Raw genomic sequence first — 14,662 nt, 5'->3', positions numbered from 1 at the left:
TTGTAAACCGGCATGACGAAATAGCCTCAGCGAGCAAGGAGCCGCGGCATGAGCTACCAGCCCACCCCCGAGGACAGGTTCACCTTCGGCCTGTGGACCGTCGGCTGGCAGGGACGCGATCCCTTCGGCGACGCCACGCGGCGTGCCCTCGACCCCGTCGAGACGGTGCAGCGCCTGGCCGAGCTGGGCGCCCACGGCGTGACCTTCCACGACGACGACCTGATCCCGTTCGGCTCGGGCGACACCGAGCGCGAGGCGCACATCAAGCGCTTCCGGCAGGCGCTGGACGCCACGGGCATGAAGGTCCCGATGGCCACCACCAACCTCTTCACGCACCCGGTCTTCAAGGACGGCGCGTTCACCGCCAACGACCGCGACGTGCGCCGCTACGCCCTGCGCAAGACCATCCGCAACATCGACCTCGCCGTCGAGCTCGGTGCCGAGGTGTACGTGGCGTGGGGCGGCCGTGAGGGGGCCGAGTCCGGCGCCGCCAAGGACGTCCGCGTGGCCTTGGACCGGATGAAGGAGGCCTTCGACCTACTGGGCGAGTACGTCACCTCCCAGGGCTACGACCTGCGCTTCGCCATCGAGCCCAAGCCCAACGAGCCGCGCGGCGACATCCTGCTGCCGACCGTCGGCCACGCCCTCGCGTTCATCGAGCGCCTGGAGCGGCCGGAGATGTACGGCGTCAACCCCGAGGTCGGGCACGAGCAGATGGCCGGGCTGAACTTCCCGCACGGCATCGCGCAGGCGCTGTGGGCGGGCAAGCTGTTCCACATCGACCTCAACGGTCAGTCCGGCATCAAGTACGACCAGGACCTGCGCTTCGGCGCCGGTGACCTGCGCGCCGCGTTCTGGCTGGTCGACCTGCTGGAGTCGGCCGGCTACAGCGGTCCGCGCCACTTCGACTTCAAGCCGCCGCGCACCGAGGACCTGGACGGCGTGTGGGCCTCGGCGGCCGGCTGCATGCGCAACTACCTCATCCTCAAGGAGCGCGCCGCCGCCTTCCGCGCCGACCCGGAGGTCCAGGAAGCCCTGCGCGCGGCCCGTCTCGACGAGCTGGCCCAGCCCACCGCCGCGGACGGCCTCCAGGCACTGCTCGCCGACCCGTCGGCGTTCGAGGCGTTCGACGTGGAGGCGGCTGCCGCGCGCGGCATGGCCTTCGAGCACCTGGACCAGCTGGCGATGGACCATCTGCTGGGGGCACGTGGCTGATCCACGAGCGCGTGAAGGCCCGGTGGTCGGGTTCCCTGCGCGCTTGCGGGTCCGGCGGCCGGGTCCCCACGTATGCGGGTCCGGCGGCCGGTGTCAGTCGGCCGACGGGCCCGTCATGCCGCGGAACCGTGCGATCCACGCCATGAGTCCGTATCAGCTTCCGTGCGCCCCTCCCGGTGTGAGCGGTACGCGGCGACTCTGGTCGGTATGGCCCTGCCGCCCGTACCGCCGCATCCGCCCCGGCCTCCCCGGCGCCGGAGTCCGCTGCTGATCCTGCTCGCCGTGCTCGTGGCCGTCGCAGCCGTGTCCCTGGTAGTGCTGATGGCCTCGGGCAGGGGCGACTCGCCGGACGCCGAGCCGTCCAACGGGAGCACGAGCGGCTCTCCGGAACCGTCCTTCGGTGTTCCCTCCGACCTGTCGACCGGGCTGCCGAGCCGGCTGCCGTCGGGCTTCCCGTCTCGGCTCCCGAGCGATCTGCCCAGCGATCTGCCCAGCGATCTGCCGAGCGGCTTCGAATCGCTCCTGCCGTCCCTGGACGTCGGCGAGTTGGTGCCGTGACGCCCGGGCGCCGTCGAGCCAGTGCCTGACGCCCGGGCGTCGTGCGGGTGCCCGATGCGTGGGCGTTGCTGGGCGGGTGCCCGATGCGTGGGCGTCGCTGAGCGGGTGCCCGATGCCCGGGCGCCGCTGAGCGGGTGCTCGATGCCCGGGTGTGGCTGAGCCTGCCCGCGCTGGGACGCGGCGGGGCTAGTGCCCGGACGCCTCCTGCGCGCCGAAGCCGGAGGCCACGCCGTCAGCCGGGCCCGGGGCGACGAACACCACCATGTCCGTCTCCTCACCCGGCAGGGGTTCGGGCTCCTGCCATCCGGCCCGGCGGTAGAAGGCCAGGGCGTCCGGGGCGCCGTTCCAGGTCATCAGCCAGGCCCGGCCGCCGGGTGCGCCGGAGCTGAGAGCGGACAGCAACCGCCGCCCGAGACCCGTACCGCGGGCCCGGGAGCGCACGCCCAGTTCGTCGATCTCGAAGCAGCCCACGAGGAGCTCGTTCACCCGCTCGGCACCGAGCCGCCGGGTCACCTTTCCGTAGGCGCGGTCGGTTCGGAAGGGCGCCTGGGTTGTCCAGCCCGTGGCGAAACCGTCCACGCCGCCGTCCTCCGACAGTGCCAGTACCGCCCGGAAACCCGGACGGCGCACGTCCGCCGCCAGCCGCTCACGGAACTCCACCCGGGTCTCCTCGGCGTCCCGGGGCTCCCAGGGCGGTGCCGTGAAGACCTCGGCGTACGCCTCGGTGAGCTCGTCGTCGACGGTGAGGACGTCCGGTCCGTACCACGTGAGTGTCACAGGGAGTCCCCTTCCGCGGGGGCGAGTTCCATCGACGCCGGGCCCGTCACGGAGGCCAGGGCCGTCGCCGGATCCTGGGCGGGGCCTGCCGCGGGCAGCCAGCGGCCGTGTTCCTCGCGGTAGGGCCACCAGCGGCCGTCCCGGCCGAGACGCAGCTGGACCGGCGCGCCGGCGAGCGTCCACCGGTTGCCCCGCTGCCGCAGCTCCGGCCGTTCGACGGTGTCCCAGGCCGACTCCAGGGCGGCACGCGCGCGTGCGAGGGTCTCCCCCTCCACACGCCACTCCTCGTCGAGAACGGAGAGTGCCGCCGTCCCGCCGTGACGCCAGGCGCGCACGGCCGTCGCCAGCTCCTCCCGCCCCCGCCCCGACCCGTCGGCGAGCCGGTCGTTCATCTCCCGGCCGGGGGCGCCCGCAGCCAGCCGCACGGCGTCCTGCGCCGCGGTCAACTCCTCGTGAGCGGTACCCCGGAGGGCCTCCGCGAGCAGGCGGTGGGCCCCTACGGCCGTCCGCGCGGCCAGGAACTCCAGCGCGGCCGGGTCGATGCCGGGAGCTGGGGGCGTCTCGGTGTCCAGGGACGGCGGAAGACCGGGTTCACCGGGGAGCCCGGGCAGATCCGGGAGCGGCGGCAGGATGTCACCGGTGGCGTACGCCTCGGCCGCGTCCACGCCCTCCGGCCCCGAGGAGATCGCCGCGGAGGCCCCGCTGCGCGCCTGCAGGTCCTCCAGCAGGGCGGTTTCGTCGCGTCCGCGCATCAGCAGCAGCACGAACGGGTCCTGGTCAAGCAGCCGTGCCACCTGGTAGCAGAGGGCCGCCGTGTGTCCGCAGTGGTCCCAGGCCTCGCAGTCGCACTCCGGCTCCAGGTCGCCCAGGCCCGGCAGCAGTTCGACGCCCGCGTCGGCCGCGTCCTCGACCAGGTGCGGTGGCATCTCCCGGTCCAGCAGCGCCGCCACATGACCGGCCCGTTCCGCCGTCATGTCCAGGAAGCGGTCCCACTGCTCGGGCGAGAGCTCCTCCAGCAGCACGTCGGCCCGGTGCGCCGAACCGTCGCGGTCCTGGACGACGGCTGTCAGCCGCCCCGGACGCACCGATACCGACCCGACAGCGCCCGCGCGGGCAAGCCGGCGGCCCGTTTTGAGCTGTGCCGAGTCCAGCGCCGTGCCCTCCAGGGCCTTCAGCCAGGCCTGGCCCCACCAGGTCTGCGCGAAGCCCCGCCCGTGCGCGGGTGGCAACGCGGCGAAGGTGCGTTCCAAGTCGCCATCCTGCCGAGTCATCACAGGCCCCCTCGTAGTTCGACCAGATCCGCCAGTTCCGCGTCGGTCAGTTCCGTGAGCGCAGTCTCGCCGGCGCCCAGGACCGCGTCCGCCAGTGCCCGCTTGCGCAGCAGCAGTTCGGCGATGCGGTCCTCGATCGTTCCCTCCGCGACGATCCGGTGCACCTGCACGGGCCGAGTCTGGCCGATGCGGTAGGCGCGGTCGGTCGCCTGCGCCTCGACGGCCGGGTTCCACCAGCGGTCGTAGTGCACGACATGCTCGGCCCGGGTGAGGTTCAGCCCCGTGCCCGCCGCCTTCAACGACAACAGGAACACCGGCACCTCGCCGTCCTGGAAGCGCCGCACCATGGCCTCGCGCTCGGCGACGGGAGTCCCCCCGTGCAGGAACTGCGACGGTGTGCCGCGGGCGGCGAGGTGCCGTTCGAGGAGGCGGCCCATCTGCACGTACTGCGTGAACACGAGCACGCCCGCCCGCTCGGCGAGGATCGTGCCGAGCAGCTCGTCCAGCAGCTCCAGCTTCCCGGAGCGTCCGGAGATCACCGGCCGCTCCTCCTTGAGGTACTGCGCCGGGTGGTTGCAGATCTGCTTGAGACCGGTCAGCAGCTTCACGATCAGGCCCCGCCGGGCCATGCTGCCGGCGCCGGAGATCTCCGCGAGCGCCTCACGTACCACGGCTTCGTACAGCGCCGTCTGCTCCTCGGTGAGCGACACGGCGTGATCGGTCTCCGTCTTCGGCGGCAGCTCGGGCGCGATCCCCGGGTCCGACTTGCGGCGGCGCAGCAGGAACGGCCGTACGAGCCGGGCCAGCCGGTCGGCCGCGGCCGGGTCCTGACCGCCCTCGACGGCTTCCGCGTACCGACTGCGGAAGGTGCCGAGCCGGCCCAGCAGCCCCGGGGTCGTCCAGTCGAGGATCGCCCACAGCTCCGACAGGTTGTTCTCCACCGGGGTGCCGGTGAGCGCCACGCGCGCGCGTGCGCCGATGGAACGCAGCTCCCGGGCGGTCGAGGAGTAAGGGTTCTTCACATGCTGGGCCTCGTCCGCCACGAGCATGCCCCACGGCACACCGGCGAGCCGGGGCGCGTCCAGGCGCATCGTGCCGTACGTGGTGAGCACGAACTCCCCGTCCGCCAGGTCGTTCAGACCGCGCCGCGCCCCGTGGAAGCGCCGCACGGGTGTGCCGGGCGCGAACCGTTCGATCTCCCGCTGCCAGTTGCCCATCAGGGACGTCGGGCAGACCACCAGGGTCGGTCCGGCGGACCCGGCGTCGGTTTGCCGGTGCAGGTGCAGGGCGATCAGGGTGATCGTCTTGCCGAGCCCCATGTCGTCGGCGAGACAGCAGCCCAGGCCCAGCGATGTCATACCGGCGAGCCAGTTCAGGCCTCGCCGCTGGTAGTCCCGCAGAGTGGCGTCGAGAGCGGGCGGCTGCTCCACGGGCCGCTGCGCCTCCGGGTCCGCCAGCCGCTCCCGGAGAGCCGCGAGCCACCCGGTGGGCCGCACCTCGACCCGGCGGCCGTCCACCTCCGCCCAGCCGGTCAGGGCCGCGCCCAGGGCGTCCACGGGCGTCACCTTGCGGTCCTGCCGGGAGCCGGCCTGGCGCGCCTCCTGCGGGTCGATCAGGACCCACTGGTCGCGCAGCCGTACCACCGGGCGCTTGGCCTCGGCCAGGCGGTCCAGCTCCTCACGGTCCAGCGGCCTGTCACCCAGAGCGAACGACCACGTGAAGGCGAGCAGTGCGTCGGCGGACAGGAACGACGGCATGGCCGCGAAGGCCGTACCGGATTCCGGGTCGCCGTCGGAAGGCCCCACGTCCGCGCGCGTGCTGAGCCCACGGGACAGTCCCTTCGGCCAGTGCACGTCGACCCCGGCCGCGCTCAGCGCGAGGGCGCCCGCTCCGAGCAGCTCGGTGACCTCGTCGTCGGCCAGGTCGGCCGCGTCCGGCACGGTCGCCGACAGCAGGGGGGTGAGCGGGGCCCAGGCCCGGGCCGCACGGCGCAGGGCGAGCAGTGCGTCCATCCGCGCCCGGGGACCGAAGGCCTCGCCCCCGGTGCCGGCCCAGACGTCCGCGGCGTCCGCGACGAGCGCCGGATCGCTGACGCTGTGCACCTGGAGCACGGCCCGGAACGTCACGGCCGTGCCGTCGTCCGCCGCGTCCGTCAAACCGTCCGCCTCGATCCGCAGCGACAGCCGCACGCCCGCGTCGTGGCCCGCCGCGACATCGGCGGCCCAGGCGCGCTGCTCGGGCAGCCGAACCGGCTCCGGCGACGCGTAGGCGGGGCCGCCCGTCACCAGCGGCGCGGCGGGGGAGCGGGGCAGAGTGTCGGCGACCGCGTCGAGGAAGGCGCGCACGAGTTGCTCCGGGTCGGGCAGCCGCAGCGGCCCGGCACCTGCCAGGGGCGCGGCGTGCGCCTCGGGCGGCATCGCGGCGGCGAGGCGGCGCAGGTCCTCGATGTCCTCGGCGCTCAGCGGACCCGCGCGCCAGGCGTCGTGGTCGCCTGTGGACAGTCCGGGCAGCAGCAGTCCGCGCGCCACGAGGCGCAGGGCGTGCAGGGCCGCCGCGCCCCAGAAGACGGTGGAGCGGTGGCCCGGCCCGCCGGCACGCGCGCGCGTGAGGACGGGCAGGGCTGTGCGCACCGGCACCAGGACTGCGGGCACGCTTGCTTCCCCGACCCCGCCGTCATGCGGCACGACGACGGTCAGATCCGCGACGGACGAGGAGGCCGCCACCGGAGGGGCGGCGCCGTCGGACCGCCAGAAGGCGACACTCCCGGTGCGTGCGGGGTCGCCGGGCATGAACACGGAATGGCAGAGGAGCAGTTCCGAGACGTCGGAGGAGGGTGCCGGGGGAGTCGGATGCTCGGCTATGGCTGATTCCTCAAATTTGACTAGTGGACGGAGTCGCCGAGAGTACAGCACTTCTGGCACGCATGGGTATGGCTGGGCTGTGAACTGGGTCACCATAGAGGTCTCAGGGGTGCGTCAGGGGCGCACCTCAGGGATGTCTCAGGGTCGCGGTCCGGAACCGCCGTGAACGCGGGTCCGTTTTCGAGACAGAGAGCGGCACTGGCCGCGAAGGAGGCGACAGTCATGTCGAAGAACGCCAAGATCGCCGTGGGCGGCGTGGCGGTCGGGCTCATCCTGCTGATCTGGCTGCCCTGGTGGGCATCGCTCCTGATCATCCTGGGAGTCCCGGCCGCCGCGTACCTCACGCTGGACCCATCGCAGCGGCGCAGGCTGCGCCGCGCCACCCGCAAGGAGCTCGGACGCTGAGGAGCTGACCCGGCGGGCGCCAGGCCCGCACCGCAGCGGCCCTGCCGAACCGGCTCAGCCTGGCCGAACGAGCCCAGCCCCTCCGAACCGGCTCGGCCCCTCCGAACCGGCTCAGTACGGCCGAACCGGCTCAGTACGCCCGAACCGGCTCAGTTCGGCCGTACGGCCATCTTGTCCAGTGCCTCGAGGAGACCCGGCAGTTCCGGCCCCCGGCCCACCGGCAGGACCTCGCCGGGTTCCTCGTCGAGCAGCACGAATGCGATGTCGTCGGTCCTGGCGACGAGCGACCAGCCCGGACCGTCGGCCCGCAGGGTCCGGGCGTCGCCCGGCGCGAAGGAAGACCGGACCCGGCCCAGCGGCGGCGGCGAGTCGATATAGGTGCGTACCTCCGCGAGCACGCGCCGGATGCCGCTGTGGCCTCCCTTCTGCCCGTTCTCCCCGCGTTCGTCGGAGCCGTCGGTCGCACCGCCCCCGTCGGAGGCCGTTCCCGTGGCGGCCCCCGTCGGGAACTCCGCGTCGTCGATCTGCTCCCGCCACGTCGCCCACTGCAGCGCGATCTCGTCGGCGCCCAGGCGCCGCTGGGCGGGGCCCCAGACGCTGGTGTCCGGCGGGGCCAGCGGCGGCCGGTCGTCGGCCTCCGGGTCCGGATCGTGCGGCGCGGGCACCCCGGGTGCCGCGACGGCGACCGCGAGAGGCCAGCCGGGCAGGGCCGCGACGACCGTGCGCTCGTCGGGCGACAGCTCGTACTCCATGCCGCAGTCCCAGGACGCGATAGCGACGGCCACCAGTGAGACGTCGTCGATGGCCACCGTCCACCGGGCGCCCTCACTGTCCTGGCCGAGGACCAGGCCGTACCCGTCGGCGAGGGGTGCGAGGCCGAGTGCCGCGCATGCCTCCGGGTAGTCGTCGCCCAGCACGCTCGGGAACTTCGCCGGCGTCAGCAGCACCGCCGTCAGCACATAGAGCGCATCGTCCTCGGCGGCGACGGCTTCCTCGTCCGTCCCGGCCATCCCAGCCTCCCCATCGGTTCGTCCACCGGCGCGCACCCTAGTGCGCCCGCAAGCCCCTTGTCACGGCCTCGCGTGCGCACGCGGACCTGCAGTTTTCCGGCGGACGGGGCGAATCGGCCCTGCGTGCGGCGCGCGTCACGCCGCCGGCAGCCCCAGCAAGTCGCGGGCCACGGTCTCCGGCGACTCGCCGCGTTCCCGGGCGAGCGCGATCACGGCGCGGCAGGCCAGCTCGTTCACGCCGAACGACAGAGCCTCCGGTGACACCCATCCGGCCGCCTCGTCGGCCCGCTCCTGCTCGTCCTCCGCGCAGGCCGTGACATAGGTCGCCGCGGCCTCGAAAAGATTGTGCGGACGCTTGTCCTCACCGGCCTTCGGCTCCGTGTGCAACGCATCAGCGACCCTTCCCCCGGCTTTGCGGAACCTGCCCCACATGCTGACCACCTTCCCCCTGCGCGCCTACCGTGCTTGGTCATTCATCTCCTGGCCACCAACGTAGAGTTGGAGAACCTGTGGCAGAAGGGGGACGGCAAGGTGAAGCGCTTCTCGCGGCTCGAACGGATCCGTCGGATGGACCCGTACGAGGAGGCTACCGAGATCTACCGGCTCAGTGTGGCGTACGAGTTTCCCTGGGACTTCACACGCGCCCTGGAGCTGGCCCTGTACCGCACCTACGCCGTCCCGAGCATCGGCCGGCTGCTGGCGCGCACGGCTGAGCTCACGGACCGGACGCAGAAGCGCTACGACGACACCTCGCTGCTCCTGGACGCCATCGTCGAGCACGGCTTCGGCAGCGACAAGGGCAGGACCGCGGTCCGCCGCATCAATCAGATGCACCGCAGCTACGACATCAGCGACGACGACATGCGCTACGTGCTGTGCACCTTCGTCGTGATGCCCAAGCGGTGGATCGACGCCTACGGCTGGCGCAGGATGTCACGCCACGAGACCGTCGCGAGCGCCGTCCACTACCGCACCCTGGGCCGGCACATGGGGATCAAGGACGTCCCCGAGACCTACGAGGAGTTCGAGACCTGCCTCGACACCTACGAGGCATCCCACTTCGCCTGGAACGAGGACGCCCGGCGCGTCTCGGACGCCACACTCGACCTGATCGCCTCCTGGTACCCCGGCCCGCTCGCACCCCTGCTGCGCACCACCACCCTCGCGCTCCTGGACGACTCGCTGCTGCACGCCTTTCGCTACACCCCGCCGAGTGCCGCCACGCGCGCATGGGTGCGTCGAGCGGTGCGGCTGCGGGGCCGCGCCGTCCGCCTGCTGCCGCCCCGGCGCACCCCGCACTTCGCCCGCCAGAACCGGGAGATCAAGGGCTACCCGTACGGCTACCGGATCGCCGACCTGGGCACCCGCCCGGTCCCGGGCGTCCGGGGCTGCCCCGTGCGGCACGCGGGTGCGGACACCGACGGCGGTTGACGCGGCGCCTCAGTCCTCCCGCACGGCGAGCGCCAGGAAGCGGGAGTCCTCGTCGACGTACGACGTCAGGCGCCACCCGGAACCCGCCAGCAGCGGACGGAGGTTGGGCTCGGCGCGCAGGTCGTCCGGGGTGATCGAGCGGCCGTGGCGGGCTGCGAGAGCCGCCCTGCCGATCGGGTGGAACAGCGCCAGCACACCACCCGGGCGTACCACGCGCGCCAGCTCCCGAAGGTTCTCGGCCGGGCTTTCGAGGTGCGAGATGAGACCCGCCCCGAACACGGCGTCCAGCGACCGCGAGCGCAGGGGCAGCGCGGCGACATCCGTGAGCAGCAACTGCCCGTCGCGGTCCCGGCCGGCCCGTACGGCCTCCCGCAGCATGGCGGGCGTGATGTCTGCCCCGAGGACCACGCCCGAGGCCCCCACGGCGGCTCGCAGCGGCGGCAGGGCGCGACCGGTGCCGCACCCCGCGTCGAGCACCCGGTCGCCCGCCCGCAGTCCGAGCTCGACGACCGCGCCGGCGTAGGCGGGACCGTCATCCGGAAACCGGCTGTCCCAGCCGGCGGCGCGGGCGGTGAAGAACTCCTGAACACGCGTCTGCTCGTCGCTCATGTCCTGCATGATTCCGCACCGGCACGGCTGACGCCTCAACGGCAGGGAGGACACCGCGACACGAGGCCGACGCCTCACCGGCAGGGAGGACACCGCGACACGAGGCCGACGCCTCACCGGCAGGGAGGACACCGCAGCGGTACGGATTGCGACTCAACGATACCGATGGCGTCTCACCAGGACGGATCACGTCTCACCGGCACCGATGACGTCTCACCGGCGGGCGGATTCACGTCTCACCGGTACGGATGACGCCTCACCGGCGCGGATTCACGTCTCACCGGTACGGATGACGTCTCAGCGCACACGTTCGAGCGTGACCCGATCGTTCCGGTGCATCCTTGGGTCATATTCCAACACCTTTCGAAATGCGCCCCGTTCGCGCGCCCCTGCCGGGTCTAACGTCCCGGGGCCATGGGACACCTGGACCACGCAGCCCTGGGGTGGCTGACCCCCGCACTGTCGTACGTGATGGCCTGCATAGGCGCCGCGCTCGGTCTGCGCTGCACCGTCCGAGCGCTCGCCACCACCGGGCGCTCGCGCCGCAACTGGCTCGTCACCGCCGCCTCGGCCATCGGCACGGGCATCTGGACCATGCACTTCGTGGCGATGCTCGGCTTCGGCGTCTCCGGTACCGACATCCGCTACGACGTGCCACTCACCCTGCTGAGCCTGCTCGTCGCCATGGTCGTCGTCTGCGCGGGCGTCTTCGCCGTCGGTTACGGCAGGGACCGCGGCCGGGCCCTGCTCGTCGGCGGACTCACCACCGGCCTCGGCGTCGCCAGCATGCACTACCTGGGCATGGCGGCCGTCCGGCTGCACGGCGACGTGACGTACGACCCGCTGCTCGTCGGACTGTCCGTCCTGATCGCCGTCGTCGCGGCGACGGCGGCCCTGTGGGCGGCCCTCAACATCAAGTCGCCCGTGGCGGTCACCATCGCCTCCCTGATCATGGGTGCGGCCGTCAGCAGCATGCACTACACCGGAATGTTCGCGGTGGGCGTGCGCGTCACGCCCTCCGCGGAGGTCCTGCCCGGGGCCACGGCGATGCAGTTCATCTTCCCCCTCGCCGTCGGCCTCGGCTCCTATCTCTTCCTGACCTCGGCCTTCGTCGCGCTGTCGCCGACGGCGGGAGAACGTGCGGCGTCCGCTTCGGCCCAGCGGCCGGTGCAGGGCGCCGCCCCCTAGCCGCGCAGGTGGCCACCGGCCGCGGTGACGGCCCGGGAGGTGCGGTGCGCGGATCCGCGGAGCACCCGCGGTCCGGCGAACGGCGCACCCGGCGGTCAGGAAGCCGCCGGTCGTGAGGGCCGGTGGTCAGGGCCGGTCCAGCGGCCCAGGTTGCGCGCCTGACGGCGGCTCGAACGGCTCCCCAGCCGGCCCGTTGTGAGCCTGATCTGTGCTCCGCGCCCGACGACGCTCCTGAGGCGCCCTCACACGACAGTGCGCCGCCCCGCCCAGCCGCCGGCCCGCACCCCCGATCCACTCCGAGCGAGGAGTCCATGCGAACACCCCGTAGGACCTCCACAGCCGGCGCCGAGGCGCCGCCCCCTCTCGCGCGCGGTCGCCGTGCGCATGCCGGACCACCCGCCGACGAGGACCCCGACACACCCTCGGGCGCCGCACCGGACGCGGCACCCCCGCGCGCGGAGCGCTGGCACATACGCCCCCGCACCGTCCGAGCCAAGATCGTCTGCCTGCTGATGGTGCCGGTCGTCTCCCTCCTGGCCCTGTGGGCCTACGCCACCGTCACCACCGCCCAGGACGTCTCCCGGCTACGGCAGGTCCAGCGCGTGGACGCCACGGTCCGCGCCCCCGTTTCCGCGGCCGTCGCCGCCCTCCAGGCCGAACGCGCGGCCGCCGTACGCCACGCCACCGACCCGTCCGCCGTCCGGACGGGAGAACTGGACGAACTAGCCCGGCGCACCGACCGGGCCGTCGCGAAACTGCGGCTCGGCAAGAACACCACCGTCGCCGACAGCGGGGACCTGCCCGCCGGAGTCGCCCAGCGGCTGAAGGCGTTCGTCGCCGGTGCCGAGCGACTGCCGCCACTGCGCACCGCGGTGCAGGACCGGCGCGCGGGCTGGGCCGAGACGTACGACCGCTACACCCGGACCATCTCGGCCGCCTTCGGCGTCGGCGGCGCCCTCACCGGCATCCGGGATGCCGACCTCGGCTCCGACGCGCGCGTGCTGCTCGAATTCGCCCGCGCGGGCGAGGCACTGGCACAGGAGGACGCGGTGCTGGCGAGTGCCCGCCTGGACGGCACCCTGTCCGGGGAGCGGCTCCGGCTCTTCACCGGCGCCGTCGACCTGCGCCGGACGCTCACCGAGTCGGCCGTCGCGGACCTGAGCGGCACCGAGCGCTCCGCATGGGACGCCCTCGCCGACAGCAGCGCCTACACCGGCCTGCGCGACGCCGAGACCGGGGTCCTCGCCGGCGAGCCGGGCGCCAGGGCGGTCGACGCGGCACCCGAGAGCACCTGGAACACGGCCCACGCGCGCGTGCAGAACGGCATGCGCGTCATCGAGGACGACGCGGCACGCGGGGTCGCCGAACGGGCCGACCCGTTCACCCGGGGGCTGCTCACCCCGGCCGGCGCCGCCGTGCTGCTCGGCCTCGCCGCCGTCGCCGCCTCGCTCGTCATCTCCGTACGCATCGGACGCGGCCTCGTGGTGGAACTGGTCAGTCTGCGCAACGGTGCCCTGGAGATCGCCCGGCGCAAACTCCCCGACGCCATGCGGAAACTGCGCGCGGGCGAGGAGATCGACATCCGCGCCGAGGCTCCGTCGGGAGCGCCCGCGGAGGACGAGACAGGGCAGGTCGCCGAGGCCCTCGGCACCGTGCACCGCGCCGCGCTGCGGGCCGCCGTGGAACGCGCCGAACTCGCCAGCGGCATCTCCGGCGTCTTCGTCAACCTCGCCCGGCGCAGCCAGATCCTCGTCCACCGGCAGCTGGCCCTCCTCGACAGCATGGAACGCCGCTCGGACGACCCGAACGAGCTGAGCGACCTCTTCCGTCTCGACCACCTCACCACCCGCATGCGGCGCCACGCGGAGAGCCTGATCATCCTCTCCGGAGCCGCCCCGGGCCGGGCCTGGCGCATGCCGGTCTCCCTGACGAACGTGGTCCGCGCGGCCGTCTCCGAAGTGGAGGACTACGCGCGCGTGGAGGTACGGCAACTCCCCGAGGCAGCCGTCGCCGGCGCGGCCGTCGCCGACCTCACGCACCTCCTGGCCGAGATCATCGAGAACGCCGCCCAGTTCTCCCCGCCCCACACGCGCGTGCGCGTCACCGGAGAACCCGTCGGCAACGGCTACGCCGTCGAGGTCGAGGACCGCGGCCTCGGCATGGGCAAGGAGACCCTCGCCGAAGCCAACCGCCGCATCGCCCAGTCCGAGGCGCTCGACCTGTTCGACAGTGACCGGCTCGGCCTGTTCGTGGTCAGCAGGCTCGCCGCCCGGCACGACGTCAAGGTCCACCTGAGGACCTCCCCGTACGGCGGCACCACCGCGGTCGTCCTGCTGCCCACCGCCCTGCTCCACACCGTCGCGGGGCAACCAGCTCCCGAAGTGGCGGAACCCGCGCGGCAGCCCGGGCCTCGCGCCTACGCGCGCGTGCCCGATGACATCCCCCTCCAGGACGCCGTCCCGGCCCAGGCCGACCGGCGTGCCCTCGTGGCCCCCGTACCGGCCGCCGCGGAGCCCGAGGCCCTGCTGCACCACGCGGACAGCTCGCGTCATGCGGACAATCCGCGTCACCAGGAGGCCCCGAGCCAGACCCCACCCCCAGGAGTCGCCACCTTGCGACTGCACCGCCCACCGCAGCAGCCCGAAGACTCCGACAACCTCCCGCGCCGCGTACGACAGGCCAGTCTCGCTCCCCAACTGCGCGAGGAGCGTCCCGAGGAGCAGCCGTCGACGTCCTCTCCCCGGGACGACGAGCGCACCCCCGAAGTCGTACGGGACCGCATGACGGCCTACCGCTCCGGATGGGCGCGCGGCGGCGGCAGGCAACCCGGTCGCGGTGCCACCCCCGGCCCCGTGACGGGCAGCGACAGCAGCGAAGGAGACCCCGCATGATCCAGGATCCGAGCACAGAGTCCGCCCGGCGCTCAGGTGAACTCGACTGGCTGCTGGACGATCTGGTGCTCCGCGTGAGCGACATCCGGCACGCCGTCGTGCTGTCCAACGACGGCCTCGCCGTGGGCGCATCGACCGGTCTGCGCCGTGAGGACGCCGAGCACCTCGCCGCCGTCGCCTCAGGCTTCCACAGCCTCGCCAAGGGAGCGGGGCGGCACTTCGGCGCCGGAGGGGTCCGCCAGACCATGGTGGAGATGGACGAGGGCTTCCTGTTCGTGGCCGCCGCGGGCGACGGCTCCTGCCTCGCCCTCCTCACCGCCGTCACCGCCGACATCGGCCTCGTGGCCTACGAGATGGCCCGTCTGGTCAAACGCGTCGGCGAGCACCTCGGCACCGCGCCCCGCATGGCCGCGCAGCCCCCCGCCGCAGGATGAACCGGGAGAACG

At 73.2% G+C, this 14,662-nt stretch carries 13 protein-coding genes; 7 read left to right on the top strand and 6 right to left on the bottom strand.

All coding sequences use genetic code 11. From position 1 onward, the window contains the following. Positions 1 to 48: 48 nt before the first annotated feature. Positions 49 to 1,215 carry a xylose isomerase gene (gene xylA / locus ACFY9S_RS25020; RefSeq protein WP_102912053.1) on the top strand — a complete coding sequence of 389 codons (1,167 nt, stop codon included), beginning with the start codon at positions 49 to 51 and terminating at the stop codon, positions 1,213 to 1,215. Positions 1,216 to 1,422: 207 nt separating this feature from the next. Then, positions 1,423 to 1,773 (top strand): hypothetical protein, encoded by a 351-nt coding sequence (locus ACFY9S_RS25015; RefSeq protein ID WP_391132101.1) that lies wholly within the window; start codon positions 1,423 to 1,425, stop codon positions 1,771 to 1,773. Between the two features lie 186 nt (positions 1,774 to 1,959). Here ACFY9S_RS25015 and ACFY9S_RS25010 read toward each other — a convergent pair whose 3' ends face one another. The 3 genes from ACFY9S_RS25010 to ACFY9S_RS25000 are packed head-to-tail and all read right to left on the bottom strand — an operon-like array spanning position 1,960 to position 6,610. Next, a complete protein-coding gene (locus ACFY9S_RS25010; protein ID WP_391132099.1) occupies positions 1,960 to 2,550 on the bottom strand; it encodes a GNAT family N-acetyltransferase in 591 nt (196 codons plus the stop codon). Next, complete coding sequence (locus tag ACFY9S_RS25005) at positions 2,547 to 3,821, bottom strand: SWF or SNF family helicase (RefSeq protein ID WP_391132097.1); 1,275 nt, start codon at positions 3,819 to 3,821, stop codon at positions 2,547 to 2,549. Before ACFY9S_RS25005 ends, ACFY9S_RS25010 begins: the two co-directional genes overlap by 4 nt. Beyond that, the gene (locus tag ACFY9S_RS25000) at positions 3,821 to 6,610 is read right to left on the bottom strand and encodes an SNF2-related protein (protein WP_391132095.1); all 2,790 of its coding nucleotides are present in this window, start codon (positions 6,608 to 6,610) and stop codon (positions 3,821 to 3,823) included. Before ACFY9S_RS25000 ends, ACFY9S_RS25005 begins: the two co-directional genes overlap by 1 nt. Positions 6,611 to 6,904: 294 nt before the next feature. Here ACFY9S_RS25000 and ACFY9S_RS24995 point away from each other — a divergent pair, with 294 nt between their 5' ends. Next, entirely contained in the window at positions 6,905 to 7,087 is a 183-nt protein-coding gene (locus tag ACFY9S_RS24995; protein ID WP_102911672.1) for a hypothetical protein, read from the top strand. A 149-nt stretch (positions 7,088 to 7,236) separates the two neighbouring features. Here the strand turns inward: ACFY9S_RS24995 and ACFY9S_RS24990 are convergent, their stop codons facing one another. Further along, on the bottom strand, positions 7,237 to 8,097 hold the full coding sequence (locus ACFY9S_RS24990; RefSeq protein ID WP_391132093.1) for a hypothetical protein: 861 nt from the start codon (positions 8,095 to 8,097) through the stop codon (positions 7,237 to 7,239). Between the two features lie 135 nt (positions 8,098 to 8,232). Then, entirely contained in the window at positions 8,233 to 8,529 is a 297-nt protein-coding gene (locus ACFY9S_RS24985; RefSeq protein ID WP_391132091.1) for a hypothetical protein, read from the bottom strand. A gap of 99 nt (positions 8,530 to 8,628) precedes the next feature. Here ACFY9S_RS24985 and ACFY9S_RS24980 point away from each other — a divergent pair, with 99 nt between their 5' ends. Next, positions 8,629 to 9,528, top strand: a complete 900-nt coding sequence (locus ACFY9S_RS24980) for an oxygenase MpaB family protein (RefSeq protein ID WP_391132410.1) — start codon at positions 8,629 to 8,631, stop codon at positions 9,526 to 9,528. A 9-nt stretch (positions 9,529 to 9,537) separates the two neighbouring features. Here ACFY9S_RS24980 and ACFY9S_RS24975 read toward each other — a convergent pair whose 3' ends face one another. Beyond that, complete coding sequence (locus tag ACFY9S_RS24975; protein WP_391132089.1) at positions 9,538 to 10,137, bottom strand: methyltransferase domain-containing protein; 600 nt, start codon at positions 10,135 to 10,137, stop codon at positions 9,538 to 9,540. A gap of 414 nt (positions 10,138 to 10,551) precedes the next feature. Here ACFY9S_RS24975 and ACFY9S_RS24970 point away from each other — a divergent pair, with 414 nt between their 5' ends. From ACFY9S_RS24970 to ACFY9S_RS24960, 3 genes are all read left to right on the top strand, one after another. Then, the gene (locus tag ACFY9S_RS24970; RefSeq protein ID WP_102911669.1) at positions 10,552 to 11,325 is read left to right on the top strand and encodes an MHYT domain-containing protein; all 774 of its coding nucleotides are present in this window, start codon (positions 10,552 to 10,554) and stop codon (positions 11,323 to 11,325) included. 311 nt (positions 11,326 to 11,636) lie between these two features. Continuing rightward, complete coding sequence (locus ACFY9S_RS24965) at positions 11,637 to 14,216, top strand: nitrate- and nitrite sensing domain-containing protein (RefSeq protein ID WP_391132088.1); 2,580 nt, start codon at positions 11,637 to 11,639, stop codon at positions 14,214 to 14,216. Continuing rightward, on the top strand, positions 14,213 to 14,650 hold the full coding sequence (locus tag ACFY9S_RS24960; protein ID WP_102911667.1) for a roadblock/LC7 domain-containing protein: 438 nt from the start codon (positions 14,213 to 14,215) through the stop codon (positions 14,648 to 14,650). Before ACFY9S_RS24965 ends, ACFY9S_RS24960 begins: the two co-directional genes overlap by 4 nt. The last annotated feature ends 12 nt before the right edge of the window (positions 14,651 to 14,662 follow it).

It is taken from the genome of Streptomyces sp. NPDC012474, from assembly GCF_042955185.1.
GTDB lineage: Bacteria > Actinomycetota > Actinomycetes > Streptomycetales > Streptomycetaceae > Streptomyces > Streptomyces cahuitamycinicus.
The sequence above is the reverse complement of the archived record's forward strand: the minus strand, read 5'-3'. Positions and strand labels throughout refer to the sequence as shown.